15 protein-coding genes and 2 pseudogenes are annotated in these 17,763 nt (G+C 70.2%); 15 read left to right on the top strand and 2 right to left on the bottom strand.

Annotation, left to right across the window (positions count from 1 at the left end; all coding sequences use genetic code 11):
- The first annotated feature begins 73 nt into the window (after positions 1-73).
- The 11 genes from G3I56_RS09775 to G3I56_RS09725 all read left to right on the top strand — a co-directional run bounded on the left by G3I56_RS09775 (position 74) and on the right by G3I56_RS09725 (position 12,137).
- On the top strand, positions 74-349 hold the full coding sequence (locus tag G3I56_RS09775; protein WP_203689508.1) for a phosphopantetheine-binding protein: 276 nt from the start codon (positions 74-76) through the stop codon (positions 347-349).
- Positions 346-663 carry an acyl carrier protein gene (locus tag G3I56_RS09770; protein ID WP_239134789.1) on the top strand — a complete coding sequence of 106 codons (318 nt, stop codon included), beginning with the start codon at positions 346-348 and terminating at the stop codon, positions 661-663. Before G3I56_RS09775 ends, G3I56_RS09770 begins: the two co-directional genes overlap by 4 nt.
- Entirely contained in the window at positions 653-1,972 is a 1,320-nt protein-coding gene (locus G3I56_RS09765) for a beta-ketoacyl-[acyl-carrier-protein] synthase family protein (protein WP_164408481.1), read from the top strand. The genes G3I56_RS09770 and G3I56_RS09765 overlap by 11 nt, the downstream gene beginning before the upstream one ends.
- Entirely contained in the window at positions 1,969-2,742 is a 774-nt protein-coding gene (locus G3I56_RS09760; protein ID WP_164408480.1) for a hypothetical protein, read from the top strand. Before G3I56_RS09765 ends, G3I56_RS09760 begins: the two co-directional genes overlap by 4 nt.
- On the top strand, positions 2,729-4,414 hold the full coding sequence (locus G3I56_RS09755) for a class I adenylate-forming enzyme family protein (protein WP_164408479.1): 1,686 nt from the start codon (positions 2,729-2,731) through the stop codon (positions 4,412-4,414). Before G3I56_RS09760 ends, G3I56_RS09755 begins: the two co-directional genes overlap by 14 nt.
- The gene (locus tag G3I56_RS09750) at positions 4,411-4,995 is read left to right on the top strand and encodes a hypothetical protein (RefSeq protein ID WP_164408478.1); all 585 of its coding nucleotides are present in this window, start codon (positions 4,411-4,413) and stop codon (positions 4,993-4,995) included. The genes G3I56_RS09755 and G3I56_RS09750 overlap by 4 nt, the downstream gene beginning before the upstream one ends.
- A gap of 4 nt (positions 4,996-4,999) precedes the next feature.
- Positions 5,000-5,929: an NAD(P)-dependent oxidoreductase gene (locus G3I56_RS09745; protein ID WP_164408477.1), complete on the top strand. Its 930-nt coding sequence runs from the start codon at positions 5,000-5,002 to the stop codon at positions 5,927-5,929.
- Positions 5,926-7,992, top strand: coding sequence for an FAD/NAD(P)-binding protein (locus G3I56_RS09740; protein WP_164408476.1), 2,067 nt, complete (start codon positions 5,926-5,928; stop codon positions 7,990-7,992). The genes G3I56_RS09745 and G3I56_RS09740 overlap by 4 nt, the downstream gene beginning before the upstream one ends.
- A complete protein-coding gene (locus G3I56_RS09735; protein WP_164408475.1) occupies positions 7,989-9,443 on the top strand; it encodes an adenylosuccinate lyase family protein in 1,455 nt (484 codons plus the stop codon). Before G3I56_RS09740 ends, G3I56_RS09735 begins: the two co-directional genes overlap by 4 nt.
- A 243-nt stretch (positions 9,444-9,686) precedes the next feature.
- Complete coding sequence (fabG, locus tag G3I56_RS09730) at positions 9,687-10,403, top strand: 3-oxoacyl-ACP reductase FabG (protein WP_164408474.1); 717 nt, start codon at positions 9,687-9,689, stop codon at positions 10,401-10,403.
- A 63-nt stretch (positions 10,404-10,466) separates the two neighbouring features.
- Positions 10,467-12,137 carry an AMP-binding protein gene (locus tag G3I56_RS09725; RefSeq protein ID WP_164408473.1) on the top strand — a complete coding sequence of 557 codons (1,671 nt, stop codon included), beginning with the start codon at positions 10,467-10,469 and terminating at the stop codon, positions 12,135-12,137.
- 269 nt (positions 12,138-12,406) lie between these two features.
- On the opposite strand, the gene G3I56_RS09720 is transcribed toward G3I56_RS09725, so the two are convergent.
- Positions 12,407-13,219, bottom strand: coding sequence for a methyltransferase domain-containing protein (locus G3I56_RS09720; protein WP_164408472.1), 813 nt, complete (start codon positions 13,217-13,219; stop codon positions 12,407-12,409).
- Positions 13,220-13,669: 450 nt separating this feature from the next.
- Here G3I56_RS09720 and G3I56_RS09715 point away from each other — a divergent pair, with 450 nt between their 5' ends.
- Complete coding sequence (locus tag G3I56_RS09715; protein WP_164408471.1) at positions 13,670-15,145, top strand: ATP-binding protein; 1,476 nt, start codon at positions 13,670-13,672, stop codon at positions 15,143-15,145.
- Positions 15,146-15,233: 88 nt separating this feature from the next.
- Here the strand turns inward: G3I56_RS09715 and G3I56_RS43695 are convergent.
- Positions 15,234-15,404 (bottom strand): annotated as a pseudogene (locus tag G3I56_RS43695) (helix-turn-helix domain-containing protein); the annotation flags it as partial.
- Positions 15,405-15,548: 144 nt separating this feature from the next.
- On the opposite strand from G3I56_RS43695, the gene G3I56_RS09705 reads away from it, so the two are divergent.
- From G3I56_RS09705 to G3I56_RS09700, 3 genes and pseudogenes are all read left to right on the top strand, one after another.
- A complete protein-coding gene (locus tag G3I56_RS09705) occupies positions 15,549-16,598 on the top strand; it encodes a Rieske 2Fe-2S domain-containing protein (protein ID WP_239134788.1) in 1,050 nt (349 codons plus the stop codon).
- Between the two features lie 10 nt (positions 16,599-16,608).
- Positions 16,609-16,755, top strand: a pseudogene (locus tag G3I56_RS43690) (NAD(P)-dependent oxidoreductase); the annotation flags it as partial.
- Positions 16,756-16,985: 230 nt separating this feature from the next.
- Positions 16,986-17,756, top strand: a complete 771-nt coding sequence (locus G3I56_RS09700; RefSeq protein ID WP_164408469.1) for a hypothetical protein — start codon at positions 16,986-16,988, stop codon at positions 17,754-17,756.
- Positions 17,757-17,763: the final 7 nt, after the last annotated feature.

Genomic DNA, 17,763 nt, shown 5'->3' with positions numbered 1-17,763 from the left:
GGAGCCGCAAATGTCACAGCCTCGCGCCCCCAAAGGGGGCGCTCTACTCCCCCTCTTTCTGGAGATACCGAGCATGAGCACGTCTACCCTGGAAGACGAGATCCGCGAGTTCGTCCTGACCGCGGTCATCGACGACATGAACATCCTGCTGAGCCGCGACGGCATCACGGACGACAGCCCGGTGACCGTCGGCGGCCTGGATGTCGACTCCCTGAGCCTGATCGAACTCACACTGCGGCTGGAGTCGCGGTTCGGCGTCGAGATACCCGACACCGACATCGAGCCCCTGGCCACCCTGACCCTCGGCGGGCTCGTCGCCGAGGTCGTCCGCCGCGGTGCGAAGGCATGAGTAGTACGAGCACGGGGGCCACCGGCACCGACACCGACACCGGGACTGGCACTGGCACTGGCATCACCGCCGACTCCGTACGGGAGCTTCTGTCTGACCGCAAGGTCTTCCCGGGGCTGCCCGACGACCTCGGCGAGGACGCCGAACTGGTCCTGGACTCCCTCGGGTTGGTGTGGCTGCTCCACGTGGTGGAGGAGCGGTACGGCCTGGTCGTCGAGCCCACCGACGAGGACATCGCCGGGCTGACCTCGCTCCGGCGCCTCACCCGATACCTGCGTACCGCCCAGAAGGAGGGCGCCCGGGATGACGCGTGAAGTGACAGTGACCGGATACGGGGTACGGACCGCGTTCGGCGAAGGGGCGGAGGCTCTGCGGCGCGGGGTGTTCGCGGGGGTTCCGGCGTTCCGGCCCACGACGCGGTTCGACACCGGGCCGTACCGGACGGGGTTCGCCGCGGCTGCTCCCGACGGGGCCGAGGGGGTCGACGGGGTCGAGGGGTGGGCGTTGCGGGACGCGCTCCGGCGGTGTGGTGACGAGGCGCTCGGTATGGCGGGGTTGAGCGCCGGTGCGGAGGCGGCCGTGATTTTGGGGGTTGCCGGGGATCATCGGAGCGTTACCCGGTATTGGCGGGGGGCCGGGGAATCCGTGCCCGCCGCTCCGGGGGGATTGCCGTATGAAGGCCGCGGGTCCGTTGTGGCTGGTCGCGCCCACGCGGCAGAGCCGCAAATGTCACAGCCCCGCGCCCCTGAAGGGGCGCTGTCCCGCGGCGAGTTGCAAGGATCCGCCTCTGAAGGGGCTCGTCTCGCCGATGCCGTACCTGCCCAGCTCACCGAGTTGCTGGCCGACGGCCTGGGGCTGACCGGGCCGCGGCTCACCTTCACCAATGCCTGTGTCGCTTCCGCCGCCGCGATCATTCACGCCTGTCGGCTGATCTCCTCCGGGCGGATCGACACCGCCGTCTGCGCGGGTGGGTATCTGGTCGAGGAGGAGACCTTCGGGAAGTTCGACTCCGGGCGGGCGTTGTCGCGGGACGGCATGGTGCGGCCGTTCAGTGCCGACCGCAGCGGGCTGTTGCTCGGCGACGGTGTCGCGGCCGTCGTACTGGAGTCGACCGAGCACGCCCGGCGGCGCGGGGCCCGGCCGCTCGTGTCCGTCGTCGGATGGGGCGCCGCCACCGACGCCCACCACATCGCCCAGCCGCACCCCGAAGGCGCCGGCCTCGCCCGCGCCGCACGGCAGGCGATGCGGCAGGCCGGGGACCCGGACGGGGCGTCCCTCGGCTACATCAACGCCCATGGCACCGGCACCAAGTACAACGACGGCGCCGAGACGCGGGGCCTGCGCGCCGCCTTCCCGGAGCGCGCCGGGTCGATACCGGTCAGCTCGACCAAGAGCACCACCGGCCACCTCCTGGAAGCCGCGGGCGTCGTGGAGTTCGTGATCACGATGCTGACCCTGCTGGACGGCGTACTCCCGCCGACCGCCGGATACGGCAGCCCCGACCCGGAGTGCGACCTCGACTACGTACCGAACGAGCCGCGCCCCGCCGACCCGCGCCGGGCCCTCACCATCAACGCCGCCTTCGGGGGCACCAACACCGCACTCGTCCTGGAGCGGCCGTGACCACGACCCACGAGACCGCGGCCAACGAGACCGCGTTCCGTTCCTCCCTCTCGGTCCTCGCCACCGCCACCGCGACCCACAACACCGGCCGGGACGACGACATCACGCTGCCGAAGCTGCCCGGCTTCGTGGAGTCGGCGTTCAGCCCGCTGGCGTACGAGGTGAGCAGCAGGTGTCTGACCGCGCGTCCCGGGGACGGTGACCGTACCGCCGTGGCGCTGGTCACTCTGGCGGGTGACACCACCACCGCGGACCTGGCCAGCCGGCGCATGGTGTCCGGACGGGTCCACAACCCGCTGCTGTTCATGCAGGCCACCGCCAACTCCGTGCTGGGGCACATGAGCCGGGAGTTCGGCATCACCGGCCAGATGTTCAGCCTCTCCACCCTCGACGACCCACTGACCGAACTCCTGGCCATGGCAGACCTGTTGCTGGAGGACCCCGAACTGGACCGGGTCCTGGTGCTGGGCGTGGAGCTGGGCGGCGGCGAACGCGTGGCCGCCGTGCACCGCGAACTGGCCGCAGCCCACAGCGGGCGCCCGATACCGGCCCTCCCGGAGTCCGCCGGGCTGGCGGCGGCGGTGCTGCTCGGCCGTCCGGGCGACGACGACAACACCGATGCCGACGCCGGGGCACAGGTGCCGATCAGGTCCACGGGATCAACCGGCCAGGTCAAGCAACTCGGCAGTATCCAGGGCCTGTTCGACCTGGCCACCGCCCACGCCGAAGCAAGCACCGAGACGGAGACCTCCACCCATGCTCATCAGTAGGCAGGAGCGGGCCCGGATCTGCTCCGACACCGAACTGGGCGCCGGCAACATCCTGGCCCGTCTGGCGGAATACGACCGTCCGCACGACGAGGTCGTACTCCGGATGGACGGCAACTGGCAGGCCCCGGACGGGAGTCACCCCACCCACCTCACTCTCGGGGAGTTGCGCGAGGTCGTCGAGACCTATGCGGGCTGGTACGCCACCCAGGGTGTGCGCCCCCGCGACCCGGTCGCCCTCCACTCCTACTCCAGCGCCGAGTTCGCGGTGAACTTCCTGGCACTGACGTCCCTCGGCGCGATCCCGTCGTTCGTCAACGGCAACCTGCCGCCGGGCATCGCGCGGGAGTACGTACGACGGCAGGGCGCCGTAGGTGCCTTCACGGACCGGGAGCACCGCGAGGTGTTGGCGACGGAGGCGTCCGACCTGGGCTTCTGCGCGACCGCCGCCGACATCCGCCCCGAACACCGCGCCTCACTCCCGGCCTCTCACCCGTACCGGCACGACCCCACCGACCCGGTGCTCATCTCGCACTCGTCCGGAACCACCGGTATGCCCAAGGGGGTTCCGCACACCCACCGGACGCTGATGTACGCGCAGTTGCACCGTCTGCGTTACTCCACCGGCACCGACATGGAACGCACCCTGGTCGGGCTGCCCGGCGCGCACAACGCGATGGTGGCGACGCTGCTGTACTGCCTCCTCCTGCGCACCGACATCAAACTGCTCTCCAGCCAGCGCGGCACCGAAGTACTGGACGCCATCGAGGAGTTCAGGCCGACTACCGTGCTGGCCTTCGCCGGGACCTTCGGCGAGATGGCCGCCGAGGACCTGTCGAACCGCGACCTGTCCAGCGTGCAGGTGTGGTTCAACACCGGTGACGCGGCGCACGAGTCACACATCCGGGCCCTCGTGGAGCACGGCAGCCACCAGACGATAGGCAAGGACCTGCGGCGCGTACGGCTCGACGGCTCCGTCTTCGTCGACGGGCTCGGCTCCTCCGAGGCCGGCTACTCCGTCTTCCACAACCGGCACACCAAGGACACCTCGGCCTACTCGCGCTGCGTCGGCAGGCCGATCAGCTTCGCCGAGGCCGCCGTGCTCGCCGAGGACGGCACCCCGCTGCCGCCCGGCGAGATCGGCCGCCTGGGCCTCAAGTCCCCTACGCTCACACCCGGTTACTGGAACGACTCGCTGACCTGGAACCGGATGCGCCTCGGCGGCTACTGGCTCACCGGCGACCTCGCCCACCAGGACGAGGACGGCAACTTCTACCACCTCGACCGCGCCCCGGACGCCATCCGGACCTCCGCCGGTGTCGTCTTCAGCACCCGCACCGAGGAACTCCTGCTCCGCGAACTGCCCGAGCTGGCCGACTGCACGGTCGTCGGGGTCGCCGACGACGGCATACGGGCGGACTGGGACGGCGACGGAGTGGCAAACGCCTACGCACTGCTCCAGCTCGCCGATGAAGAGGACGGCGGTGAAGAGGCAGGCGCTGACGGCGAGTTGACCGTCCGGGTCAACACGGCCCTCCAGGCCGCCGGATTCCCCCCTGTCACCCGCGCCCTGCGCATGAAGCCCGACGACGTCGCCAAGGGCGCCACCGGCAAGGTCCTCAAGCGAGTGATGCGCGACCGCTTCGCCGCCTCCTCGGCCAAGGAGCAGCGATGAGCACGGGTACGGGTACAGGTACGGGGGACGTCAACTACCGTGCCCGGGCGAGCGAGGCGTACCGGCTGTGGTGGCAGCACGACGCGAACTGGTACCAGGGAGTGGCGAGCCGGTTCGGGCAGGAGGCGGCGAACGAGCTAAACGCCGAGGCGCTGCGCAAGGTCGCGACGCACGTCGGACAGCGCGTCGGCCGCCTGGCCGGCCCGCTCCCCGCCACCGGCGACACCCTCAAGGACCTGGAGGAACTGCGCCGCCGGTACGACGACTGCGGGGACCGGATGTTCCCGCCGGAACTGCGCAACGCCTCCACGGAGGTCGAGGACACGACCGATGACGACGGCCTGATCGTCCTCACCCTGCGCCGCAGCTTCGCCGTCACCATGGTGCGGATGGCCGGTTCACTGGACGGCTACCAGTGCCCGTGCACCGACATCCACGCGGGCTGGTCCGAGGGCCTCGGCGTCACCCTGACGGAGAACCGCGCCGAGACATGCCTGCGCGACGGCGACAAGGCATGCCGACTGCTGATGCGCGTACGCACACCCCTTGTCCACAACGATACGAACGATACGAAGGACTGACGCCATGCGGATACTTGTCGCAGGATCCACCGGAGTGGTCGGCCGTCCCCTGGTGGGCGCGCTGCGGGCGCGGGGCCACCAGGTGAGCGCGCTGGTACGGGAGGAGTCCCGGGCCCGCGCTCCGGAAGCGGACGCGATCGTGGTCGCCGACGTTCTCGACCGGGAAGCACTGCTGGCCGCAGTGTCGGACGCACGCCCTGAGGTGGTCGTCCATCAGTTGACGGCGCTGCGGCTGATGGGCGACGACCCAGCGGGGGCTTTCGCCCAGACCGCGCGACTGCGCACGGAGGGCACCGCCAACCTGGTCGCGGCGGCCCGGGCGGCCGGTGCCCGGCGGCTGGTCGCGCAGTCCATTGCCTTCGCATCCGCGCCGACCGGCGACACGCTCGTCGACGAGGACGTACCGCTGTACGTGGACGCCCCGGACCCCGGCTGGGCGGCCACCGTACAGGCGGTCGCCAAGCTTGAGGCACAAGTGCTGGGCGCTGCACCGGAGTTGAGTGGCGCGGTGCTGCGGTACGGGTCGCTGTACGGACCCGGCACCGCGTACGCCCGTACCGGCGGCGGGACCGCGCAATTCGTACTGGCGGGGAAGTTCCCGCTGCCCGGAGACGGGGCCGGGGTCACCTCGTTCCTGCATGTGGAGGACGCCGTGGGGGCGGCGGTGGCCGCCGTGGAGTCGGAGGCCACCGGCGTCTTCCACATCACGGACGACGAACCGGCCCCGGCCGCCCAGTGGTTGCCCCACTACGCCCGGGCGCTGGACGCTCCGGCGCCGCCCGCGATCCCTGCGGAGATGGCACCCCGGTTGCTCGGCTGGTTCATGGCCCACCAACTCACCGCGGCGGCCGGCGCTTCGAACGCCCGGGCGCGTACGGAACTTGGCTGGAAGCCGCTGCGGCCGAGCTGGCGCGACAGGCTGGGCCAGGAATGACCGGACCCGGACCCGGCCTTTCGGGCGACGCCCGTGACTCCATCACCGTGTGCGTGATCGGCGCCGGTCCGCGCGGGCTCTCGGTCCTGGAGCGACTCTGCGCCAACGCGGGCGAGGCCGGCCGCCCGGTCGTGGTTCACCTCGTCGACCCGTACCCGCCGGGCCCGGGCGCGGTGTGGCGCACCGACCAGCCACCCGAACTGCTGATGAACACGGTCGCCTCCCAGGTGACCCTGTTCACCGACGACAGCGTGCCGTGCGAGGGCCCGTCGATACCAGGCCCGAGCCTGTACGAGTGGGCGCGCACCCTGGAATCGGGCGCGTACCCGCCCCCGGTCCGGGCGGAGGCCCGCCGCATCGGCCCGGACACCTACCCGACCCGCGCCTTCCACGGCCACTACCTGGAGTGGGTCTTCCGGCGCCTGTTACGCACCGCCCCGCCCGAGGTCACGGTCCACACACACCGGACGACGGCGATCGCACTGTCCGACGAGGACGGTCACTCCCCGGGCTCCCGCCAGAGAGTGACCCTGGCGGACGACGACCGCCTCACCGACCTGGACGCGGTCGTACTGGCCCTGGGACACGGGCAGTTGTCCCCGAGCCCGGAGGAACGGGACCTGCGGTCCTTCGCCGCCCGCCACGCAAGTGCCGGCACCGGTACAACCACTGGTGCTGGTACCCGTGTCGGGGCCGGCGTGTCCTTCGTGGGTCCCGCCAACCCGGCCGACGCCGACCTGAGCGGAATCCGCCCCGGCACCCCCGTCGCTCTGCGCGGACTCGGCCTGAACTTCTTCGACCAGTTGGCGCTGCTCACCGAGGGCCGCGGCGGCACGTTCAAGCAGGGTGACCAGGACGGCCATGGTGCGGGGCTCGTGTACATCCCGAGCGGCAACGAGCCGGTGCTGTACGCCGGTTCGCGACGCGGTGTGCCGTACCACGCACGCGGCGAGAACGAGAAGGGCGCACTGGGCCGCCACCACCCCCGCTTCCTGACCCCGGAGGTCATCGCGGGACTCCGGCGACGGCGGCCGGTCGGCTTCCGCAGCGACATCTGGCCACTGATCGACCGAGAGGTCCGGACCGTCTACTACGAGGCGTTGCTCCGGGCCGCCCAAGGCCCTTCGGTGGCAACGGAGTTCGTGCGGTCCTGCCTCGCGGGCCGCGACGCCGAGTCGGCGCTCCTCGACCGGTTCGACGTACCGCCCGACGAGCGATGGGACTGGCGGCGCGTTGAACGTCCTTACGGAGACAGGCACTTCACGGATCGCGCCGACTTCCGGCACTGGCTGCTCGCATACCTGCGGCAGGACGTCTCCGCCGCCCGCCTCGGCAATGTGAACGGGCCGCTGAAAGCAGCGCTGGACGCGTTGCGGGACCTGCGCAACGAGGTCCGGCTGGTGGTCGATCACGGCGGGGTCGCCGGTGAGTCGTACCGGGCCGAACTGGACGGCTGGTACACGCCGTTGAACGCGTTCACGTCGATCGGCCCGCCCGCGTTCCGGATCGAGCAGCTGATCGCGCTGATCGAGGCGGAGGTGCTGCAGGTGGTCGGTCCGGGGATGCGGGTGCGTCCGACAGACGGTGAGGACAGTCTCCGTGGGCCCGGTTTCCTCGTGGACGCGGAGGAGGTGTCGGAGCAGCCGGTGCTGGTGAGGGCGCTCGTCGAGGCGCGGCTGCCCGGCATCGACCTGCGGCGCAGCGCCGATCCGCTGCTGCGGGGGCTGCTGGCGGAGGGCGGGTGCGTCCCGTACCGGCCGGGCGGTCACGAGGCACACGAGACGGGCGGGATGGCGGTGAGTGACGGCGCGCCCCGGCTGTTGGACGCGGCGGGGCGACCGCATCCGCGCCGGTTCGCGTTCGGGGTGCCGACGGAGGGGGTTCGCTGGGTGACGGCGGTAGGCATCAGACCAGGCGTGGGCTCGGTGACACTGGAGGACTCGGACGCGATAGCGCGGGCGGTACTGGGGCTGGGAGCGGGACTGGGGAAGCATGAACAACAGCCTCGAGCAAGCCAGTTGACTGCACATCAGATTTCTGGCGCAGGGAGTCGACGATCATGAACGGGAGGACGGCCCCTGCGTCCGTCGGCACCGACGCGGGGCTGCTCGCACCCACATGGGCGGGCACGCAGGCGGCGGCCGAAGTGACCGACGAGGCATGGCTCCAGGCGATGCTGGACGTTGAAGTTGCCTTGTGCCAGGCCCAGTTCGAGGTCGGCCTGACACCTGCCGCCGCGCTCGCGTCGATCGCCTCCCAGGCCCACGCGGACCGCCTGGACCTGGTCGCCCTGGCGCACGCGGCCCGAGGCGCGGCCAACCCGGTGGTCGCCCTGGTCGCCGCCTTCACCGAGGTGGTCGCCGAGAAGGACCCGGCCGCCGCCGAGTACGTACACCGGGGTTCGACCAGCCAGGACATCCTGGACTCGGCGGCCATGCTGATCGCCCGCCGCGTACTCACCCTGATCGCCACCGACCTCGAACGCACCGCCACCGCCCTGGCCGCACTCGCGGACACCCACCGCCACACCGTCCTGGCGGCCCGCACCCTGGCCCAGCACGCGGTACCCACCACCCTCGGCCTGAAGGCAGCGACCTGGCTTCAACTCGTCACGGACGCCCTGACCCGAGTACGGGCGGTAGCCGGTGAGCTCCCCGCCCAACTCGGCGGCGCGGCCGGCACGTTGGCCGCATACCGCGAGTACGCGACCTTGGACGACAGGGCGGGAAGGTCGGGCAGGCCGCCCGAGGGGAGCGAGGGCGGAATCGAATTGCTGGCCCCCTTCGCGAAGGCCCTCGGCCTGGCGGAGCCGACGCTGCCCTGGCACACCGTACGCACGCCGATCGCCGAACTGGGCGCGGTACTTCAGCTGGTCACCGGGGCGCTCGGCAAGTTCGCGCTGGACGTGCAGACTCTGTCCCGTACGGAGATCGGCGAGGTGTCCGAGCCGGCGGCGGCGGGACGAGGCGCCTCGTCGGCGATGCCGCAGAAACGCAACCCGGCCCTCGCCACCCTCATCGTGTCGGCCGCCCGCCAAGTCCCCGCGTACGCACTGGTGTTGGCCCAGTGCCTGCTGGCCGAGGACGAACGCCCCGCCGGGGCATGGCACGCCGAGTGGCAGCCGCTCCGGGAGGCACTGCGGCTTGCGGGCGGCGCGGCGCACACGGCGGTGGAGCTGGCGGAGGGCCTGATCGTCCACCCGGAACGCATGCTGGCCAACCTCGGCCTGACGGGCGGCGCGATCGTCACCGAACGACTGGCGGTCGTACTCGCCCCGGTGCTCGGCAAGGCGCACGCGAAGAAACTGCTGGCGACAGCCTCGGCCGAGGCGGCCGACACGGGGCGGACGATCGGCGAGGTGCTGTCCGGCCACCCCGGGCTGTCGGCCTGTTTCACCCCCGCCGAGCTGTCGGGACTACTCGACCCGACCCGCTACACGGGCGCGGCCGACGCACTGGTCGACCGGGCGCTGCGCAGATACGGGGGCCACGGAGACAGCGGGGGTGTCCGATGAGCGATACGAGCGGCGGGAGCAGGACAGCGGGCAGGTCCGTCCCGCCCCGGCCCTGAGCCGTCCTCCTGGTGACGGTCTGCGCCAAGATGCCGATCCGGCTGGGCACCGGGCACCTCGATCCTCACGCCCTGTGGCCGCAGGGGCATGTGGGGGACGAACCGGATCCGGCCGACGCCGACGGCACAACACGACAGGGCACGACGGGGCACGACGGGGCACGACAGGAAGGGAAGCGAAGGCACGATGACTCAGGCAACACCCCGCTCGGTCCTGGTGACCGGGGGAAACAGGGGGATCGGGCTGGCCATAGCCCGCCGCTTCGCGGCGGCCGGGGACCTGGTCACGGTGACCTACCGCAGTGAGGCACCACCCGGCGACGAGGGTTTCCTTTCCGTGCGGTGCGATGTGACGAACAGTCAGCAGGTGGACCAGGCCTTCAACAAGGCCGAGTCGACCCACGGTCCGGTCACCGTCCTGGTCGCCAACGCGGGCGCCACCCAGGACCGGCTGCTGGTACGGATGAGCGAGGCGGACTTCACCTCCGTCATCGACACCAACCTCACCGGGGCCTTCCGCGTCGCCCAGCGCGCGGTGCGCGGCATGCTCCGGGAACGCCATGGCCGTATCGTGCTGATCTCCTCCACGGCGGCCCTCCACGGCGCCGCCGGGCAGACCAACTACGCGGCGGCGAAGGCGGGGCTGGTCGGCTTCGCACGGTCACTGTCCCAGGAGCTCGGCCCCCGGGACATCACCTGCAATGTGGTGGCGCCCGGCCTGACCGAGACGGACATGACCCGTGCGCTCACCGCGGAGCAGCGCCAGGAGTTGCTGCGGCAGACCCCGGCCGGACGGCCGGCCCACCCCGACGAGGTCGCCGACGCGGTGGCGTTCCTGGCCGGTGCCGGATATGTACGCGGCGCCGTGATCCCGGTCGACGGAGGCGCCGGACTGGGGCACTGAGGGCTACCTCGAAGGAATAAAACAGAAGAAAAACACACAATTTTATCCTATTGAATTATTGGAGTGGAAATTGTGAACCCGATCACCGCGTTGCGCCCATCCGCCACCACCGTGGAGCAGTACCTCAAGGAGGACCTCTGGCGCGCCGGCAGCATCCTGGACGACCTGGCACGGTGGCGTGCCGAGACTCCCGACGCCCCCGCCCTCCTCGTGTCGGAGGCCGGCCGGGGCACCCTGCAGCTGAACTACGCGCAGTACGCCGAGTATGTGGACCGCTTCGCCGGCGCGTTGCACGCGTTGGGGGTGCGCAGCGGTCAGGTCGTCGCGATGCAGTTGCCGAACCTCTGGCAGGTCGGACCGCTGGTACTGGCCTGCGCCCGGCTCGGGGCCGTCGCCGCGCCGATCATGTGCGCGTTCCGCCCCCGTGAGCTGGAGCGGATGCTCCGCCGGTTGGATGCCGTCGTCTGCGTGACCATCGATCGGTGGGACAACTTCGAGCACGCCGCGGCGCTGGCCGAGATGGCACCCCGGCTGCCCGCACTGCGCCACCGTGTGGTGCTCGGCGAGCGGCCCGCAGACGGGCACGGCGGGGACGACGGGGACCACGGCGAACTCGATTTCCGCGAGTACTTCGAGCACACGGAGCACACCACCCTGCCGGATCCGTCCGTCGTGGACCCGGACCGGGTCTCCCTGGTGCTGTTCACCTCCGGCACCTCCGGCGAGCCGAAGGCCGTGCTGCACACCCTCAACACCTCGTACGCCTGGTACTCCGGCGTCGCAGCCGCCGACGGCATCGGCCCCGACAGCCGCGTCTACTCACCGAACGCGGCGACGCACATCGTCGGCCTCACCATGGGGCTCCTCATGCCGCTGCACCGTGGGGCCTGCGCGGTCATGACGGACCGCTGGGAGCCGGAGGCCGTCGTCCCCTTCCTGGCCGAGGCCCACGTCAGCTGGATAGTCGTCGTCCCGTTCTTCCTCTCCGCCCTGATCGACGCGATGGAACGCACGTCGCTGCGACTGCCCACCGTGCGGATCATCCGCGCGGGAGGCACCACGGTCCCGCAGCCGCTGTTCAGGAGGGTGACCGAGACCTTCGGAATCCCGCTGGATGTGGGCTGGGGCATGACTGAGGGCGCCAACATCTTCACCCGCTCCGGAGAACACCCGGACCTGGCCGGGCGCACTGTCGGGCGCTGCGCCCCGGGCCACGAGATCGACCTGCGGGCCGACCACCCGATCAGCGACGACCGACCCGGGCGTCTCTTCGCCCGCGGCCCTTCGCTGTGCCTGGCCACCTGGGGCCGGGACGACGGCCGACTGACCGTGCTCGCCGAGCACAACGACGGCTGGTACGACACCGGTGACCTCGCGGCACCGGACGGCCACGGCGGTGTGCGGCTGCACGGCCGCGCCGAAGACCGGATCGGCGACATCATGATCCCGGTCAGTGACGTCGAGTCGGCACTGCTGGACCACCCCGACGTACGGGATGTCGCCCTGGTCGGCTACCCGGGCAGCCAAGGCGGCGAGCTCGCCTGCGCGGTCGTCGTCCCCGGGGAGCGCACTCCCACCCTCGAGGGCCTGCGCGACTGGCTCGGCGGGCTCGGCATGAGCGAATGGTGCCTGCCGTCCCGCCTGGAACTCCTGCCCGAACTGTCGCGCAACAACACCGGCAAGGTACAGAAGAACCTGCTCCGGGAACGGCTTCAGCTCCGCTCGGCCGACTGAGAGGTTCAGTGAGAGGTTCGGGTCGCCCGGGAGATTCGTCCCCGGGCGACCCGACTGCCAGGCCCTGAACCGTCACTCCGGTGGAGCAGGGGCCCCGCACTCCCCGAGACTCCGTACCAGGCGTCCGAGATCGCACGATCACGGTGGACCCGGACGGCCCAGGGGACCGCGAGCCCAGGAGCCGCCCATCACACGGCCGAGCCGATTCGGCGTCGTGTGCACGCCTTGGTGAGCAGCTCCAACTCCCTTTCCACCGCGTGTACCAGCCCCTACGACGCCAGGCGGGCCGTGGTGACGAAGAAGGTCGCCGTCGCGGTGAAGGCGTGCCGGCGAGAGAGATCGCCCAAGTCGTCCTTCCACCGCGCCGCCTCCTCCTCGCTGACGGCGCCCCGGGCGAGAGCCGCTGTCAGAGCCGGCTCCAGCACCACGTCGAACGCGGACGCGTGGTCGTTCAGGGTCGCCAGGACGGGAACGACCTCGATGCCGGTGAATCCCGCGTCGGCGAGGTGGCAGGCGCTGTGGGTGCCGGCGTGGGGATTCGGGACGGCTGAGCAGAACGCGTCCTTGACCGCGGCGGTCGTCTCCGGGAACCGCGAACTCACCACCATCGACCCGAGATCGGGGTCCGCGAGAACGATTGTCCCGCCCGGCCTCAGCACCCTGCGGGCCTCGGAGAGCGCCTCGGCGGGAGCGCCGAAGTGGAGAAAGGTCCGCTCGGACCGGTACCACGACAGTTCACCGTCCTCGAACGGCAGATCGAAGGCGCTGCCCGTGACGACGCGACAGTGCGGGAACCTGGCCAGGGCCGCGTCGACCATGGCCTGGCTACTGTCGACCCCCACGGCGTCCTTTCCGAGCCGTACGAGATCCGCGACGGCACGGCCCGCGCCGCACCCGATGTCCGCTCCCTTGCCCTCGGCTGCCTCCACGGCCCGGTAGGTGGCCTCCCGTACGGTGCGGCCGCTCTCGCTCTCCTCCATCTTCCGCAGATAGGCGATGAAGTCCTCGGGGACGCCGGAGGAGTCGACGTCGTGGAAGCGTGCGGCAAGACTTTCGGCGGTGCGTGGTCCGGTGGTGTCCACGTGCAGCTGTCTCCCGTCGGGGGGTGCCTGATGCTTCAGTGCGGGTGGCGCTTGTCGATGGGCCAACTCAGCTTATCAACAAGGGAGTTGATGGCTAGCCTGGAGGGCTGGACCTATGGTGCGGACAACCCCCCGGGACATCACCTGCAACGTGGTGGCTCCCGGCCTCACGGAGACGGACATGAGCAGCGCCCTCACTCCCGAAAGCGCCACGACCTCCTCCGCCAGCCCCCGGCCGTCCGCCTCGCCCGCCCTGACGAGGTCGCGGACGCGGTGACCTTTCTGCGAGGGCGGGGTATGTGCGAGGGGCCGTGATTCCGGTGAACGGGGGTGCGGGGCTGGGGCACTGAGGAGGTGCGAGGTTTCGCTCCGCCTCGCGGACCATCCCAGCAGCGCGCAGAATATAGAAGTACACTTTATGAAAACGTACTTCTATCTTCTGGAGGGCCGGTGGACAAGCCCGCCGAGATGTTCGACCGGGATTTCGAGTGGTCGGCGCTGAGTCGGTTCATCGCCGACCCTCAGCCCGGTGCGACCCTTGGCGTGGTCTCCGGGCGGCGCCGCCAAGGCAAGACCTTCCTTCTGGACGCCGCCTGCCGGGCCACCGGAGGGTTCTACTTCGGGGCGACCGAGGCCACTGACGCCGAGTCACTGCGCCGGATGGGCACCGCGCTGACGACCCACGTGCGCCCGGCCAGCCCCTTCCACTTCGCCGACTGGTCGGAGGCAGTCGACGCGCTGCTCGCACTCGGCTCCGAACGGCCCGTCCCCGTGGTGATCGACGAGTTTCCCTACCTCGCCAAGGCCAACCCCGAACTGCCGTCGATCATCCAGGAGGCGCTGCGAACCCTGCGTGACCAGCGCACCGCCTCCCGCACCCGACTCCTGCTGTGCGGCTCGGCCCTGTCCTTCATGGGCCGCCTGCTGTCGGGCAACGCACCCTTGCGCGGACGAGCCGGCCTGGAACTGATCGTCCGCCCCCTCGACCACCGTCTCGCTGCGGAATTCTGGGGCATCACCGATCCCCACCTGGCGTTGAAGGTGAACGCGATCGTCGGCGGCACCCCCGCCTACCGGCGCGAGTTCGCGCGCGGCGACACCCCCGAGGGACCAGACGACTTCGACGACTGGGTGGTCCGCACCGTCCTCAACCCCGAAACCCCCCTCTTCCGCGAGGCCCGCTACCTGCTCGCCGAGGAACCCGACCTTCGCGACACCGCCCTGTACCTGTCCGTCCTGGCCGCCGTCGCCGACGGCAACTCCACCCGCGGTGGTATCGCCGGCTACCTGGAACGCAAGGCCGTCGACATCGCGCACCCCATCAACGTCCTGGAAGACGCCGGACTGCTGCACCGGGACGCCGACGCCTTCCGCGAGAACCGGCCCACCTACCGCATCGCCGAACCGCTGATCGCCTTCCACCACGCGATCATGCGCCCGGTCTGGGACCAGCTCGAACGCCCCGGCAGTGCGGCGCGCGTCTGGGCAGCCAGCCGTCGGCGCTTCGTCAGCAACGTACTCGGCCCTCACTTCGAACAGGTCTGCCGCGAGTGGGCCCTGCACCATGCCGACCCCGAGCTTCTGGGCGGCCTGCCCGCCCGAGTCGGCCACGGAATGGTCCACGATCCGAAAACCCGCACCAGCCACGAGGTCGACGTGGCGGTCATCGGCATCGCCGACGGCCACGCCAAGCCCCCGCTCCTGGCCATCGGCGAGGCCAAATGGAACGACACGATGGGCATCGCCCACATCGACCGACTCCGGCACATCCGCGACCTCATCACCTTGGCGGGCCGCTACGACACGAGCGGCACCCGGCTCATCTGCTTCACCGGATCGGACTTCAACAACAAGGCGCAGACGTCGTCAACGGCGAATCCCGACGTCCGGCTGATCGACCTCGCGGCCCTCTACCGCTCCGCCTGATACAGGCCGCCCCTCGGCGACCGTGCTGGTGGCCGACCAGGGCGACGACGGGTGATCACGTTCACCTGCGGCACACTTCCCGAACTCTTCAGCCGCTCCGCCGATACGCGCCTGGCGCTGCCCCGTAGGCGCGCTTGAACGCGTGGGCGAAGGGGAACTCGGAGGTGTAGCCAACCTGAACGGCCACGGATCTCAACGGCGCGTCAGACGCCCGCAACAGGCGTGCTGCCGAGGCCATCCGCCACCATGTCAGGTAGCCAGAAGTCCATGTCAGCGCATAAATCACCTGAATGCCCGGATCGAACGGTAAGTCGAACGGCAGGGAGATCACGCCCCCGGACAGACGACGGATCCCGCCTTCCCCGCCGGACAGGAATGTGACGACAGGACCTAGCATCGGCACATGCGTTTATGGCGGAGTCATGACACGGTCGCATCCCTCCCCCGCGACCCCCGGGCCGACGAGTACCCGATGCCGTTCGTCCCGTACGGCTGGTACGCCGTACTCCGCAGCGCCGAATTGAGGCCGGGCAAGGTCGTCAGCCTCCACTACTTCGGCCGCGCACTCATCGCCTTCCGGGGAGCCGACGGGCGGGCGACTGTCCGGGACGCGCACTGCCCCCACTACGGCGCGCATCTGGGCGCCGGCGGCAAGGTCGTGGACGGCACGGTGGTGTGCCCGTTCCACGGCTGGCGGTTCGGTACGGACGGCAGGTGCGTGGAGGCGCCGTTCGCCGCGCACACCCCCAAGGTGTCCCTCGGCGGATTCCCGGTCCGCGAACACAGCGGACTGGTCCTCGTCTACGCCGGTCCGGGCGAGCCGACTTGGGAGATACCGGAAATCCCCGAGACGGAATCGAAGGACTACGCCACCCCCATCGACGACACCTGCCGGGCGCGCGTCCACGTCCAGGAGATGCGCGAGAACATCGTCGACGAGTCCCACTTCCACTTCATCCACGGCCAGAGCGAACCCCCCGTCCAGGACTGGCGCGAGGACGGCCCGTACGCCGAGGCCCGCGGCCGGATCTCCCGACGTGTCCTCGCCTGGGACATCAACAACACCTTCGACGCGTTCATGTACGGCCCGGGCGTCATGGTGGTCCGCGTCCACGGTCCCGTCCTGTCGGTGACCGCGGTCGCCCTCACCACCCCGATCGACGACCGCACGAGCGAACTCCGGATGCTGTACTACCTGCGCAAACCGGCCCGACTCCCCTTCCTGACACCACTCTTCAAGCTCGCGTTCCGCGCGGAAGCCCTGGGAGAGGTGCGCGAGGAGGTCGAGATCTGGGACCACAAGATCCACCAGGCCCGCCCGGTGCTGCTCCCGCACGAGAAGGGGATCAGGGCGCTGCGGCGGTGGTACGCGCAGTTCTATCCGTCGTCGGACGTGGCGATTCCGGGGGCGCGTCAGCCGACGTCACCGAGACGATTCGAAGCCGGCCCGTGACTCCCCGATCGCCGACTCGGGCGTCGACACATCGCTGCCGGCCGCTGTCGCCGACCTGTTCCGACGGGGAATGGACGCCGGGCGCGCTGCGGACAGTGCCTCCAGCCTGGTGGAACTCATGAAGAAGGCCGAGGCACAGGCGAGCACCGCCACCTGAACCCTGCGGATCACACGACACTCGCCGGGATAGGCTCGCATCCTTGATGTGGATATGACATTGGTTCCGGGGGAATCATGGGGATTTCTGTGCGCGGCTCCATACCGCGCAAACTGACGTGCATGGCGTTCGCCGCCACACTGCTCGGTGGAGGAACGGCCGCCTGCACAAAGGGCACCCAGAGCACTTCCGCGAAGGCGGACTCACCGAGGACAACGCCCGAGGCGGCTGTGACGGCTGCGGCGGCCGTGGCGAAGGCGGCCGAGAACGCGGAGGACATCACGTCCCTCAACTACCGGATCGTCGGGAGCCTGCCGAAGAGGGGCCGTGTCAGCGCCGAGGCGTCCATGAAGACGGAACCGCTGGCCATGAGCATGAAACTGACCACAGCAGGCCAAAGTGCGCACGACCCGCTGGAGATCCGGTTCGTCGATGGGGTGATCTACGCGGGCGGAAGCGCGGTCGCCTCGCCGAAGCTGAACGGCAAGAACTGGTTGAGGGCGGACCCAGCCGTATGGGGCCGTGGCGGTATGGACAACAACACCTACGGTGTAGTGCCTACCCAGATCGAGCCAAGCCCGGTAGTCCAGTCCACGATCCTGACCGGCTCCAAGGACGTGCGGAGCATCGGCACGGAGACGGTCGAAGGAACCAGGACCACCCACTACAGAGGAACAGTCACCAGCAGCGGCTTGGGCGCCGCACGAGACGCCGCCAAGGACAAGGCGACCCGGCAACGCCAGATCGACAGTCTGGATCAGTTCATGGTGCTTAGCCTTGGGAACACCCTCACCATGGACCTGTGGATCGACGGCGACAACCACGCCAAGCAGTTCCGCATGCGGGGCGAGAAGTATGACGTGCAGGGCGGAACCGGCGGCGGGCCGCTCGACATGACCATCACCTTCCTCGAAATCAATCAGCCGGTGACGATCGAGACCCCGCCGGCCAAGGACACCACCGACCTCGGCGCGCTGGTGGATGCCGCACAGGCAGGCTGAGCAACCG

Origin of the sequence: Streptomyces sp. SID12488 (assembly GCF_010548275.1) — a bacterium.
Taxonomy (GTDB): Bacteria; Actinomycetota; Actinomycetes; order Streptomycetales; family Streptomycetaceae; genus Streptomyces.
The sequence above is the reverse complement of the archived record's forward strand: the minus strand, read 5'-3'. Positions and strand labels throughout refer to the sequence as shown.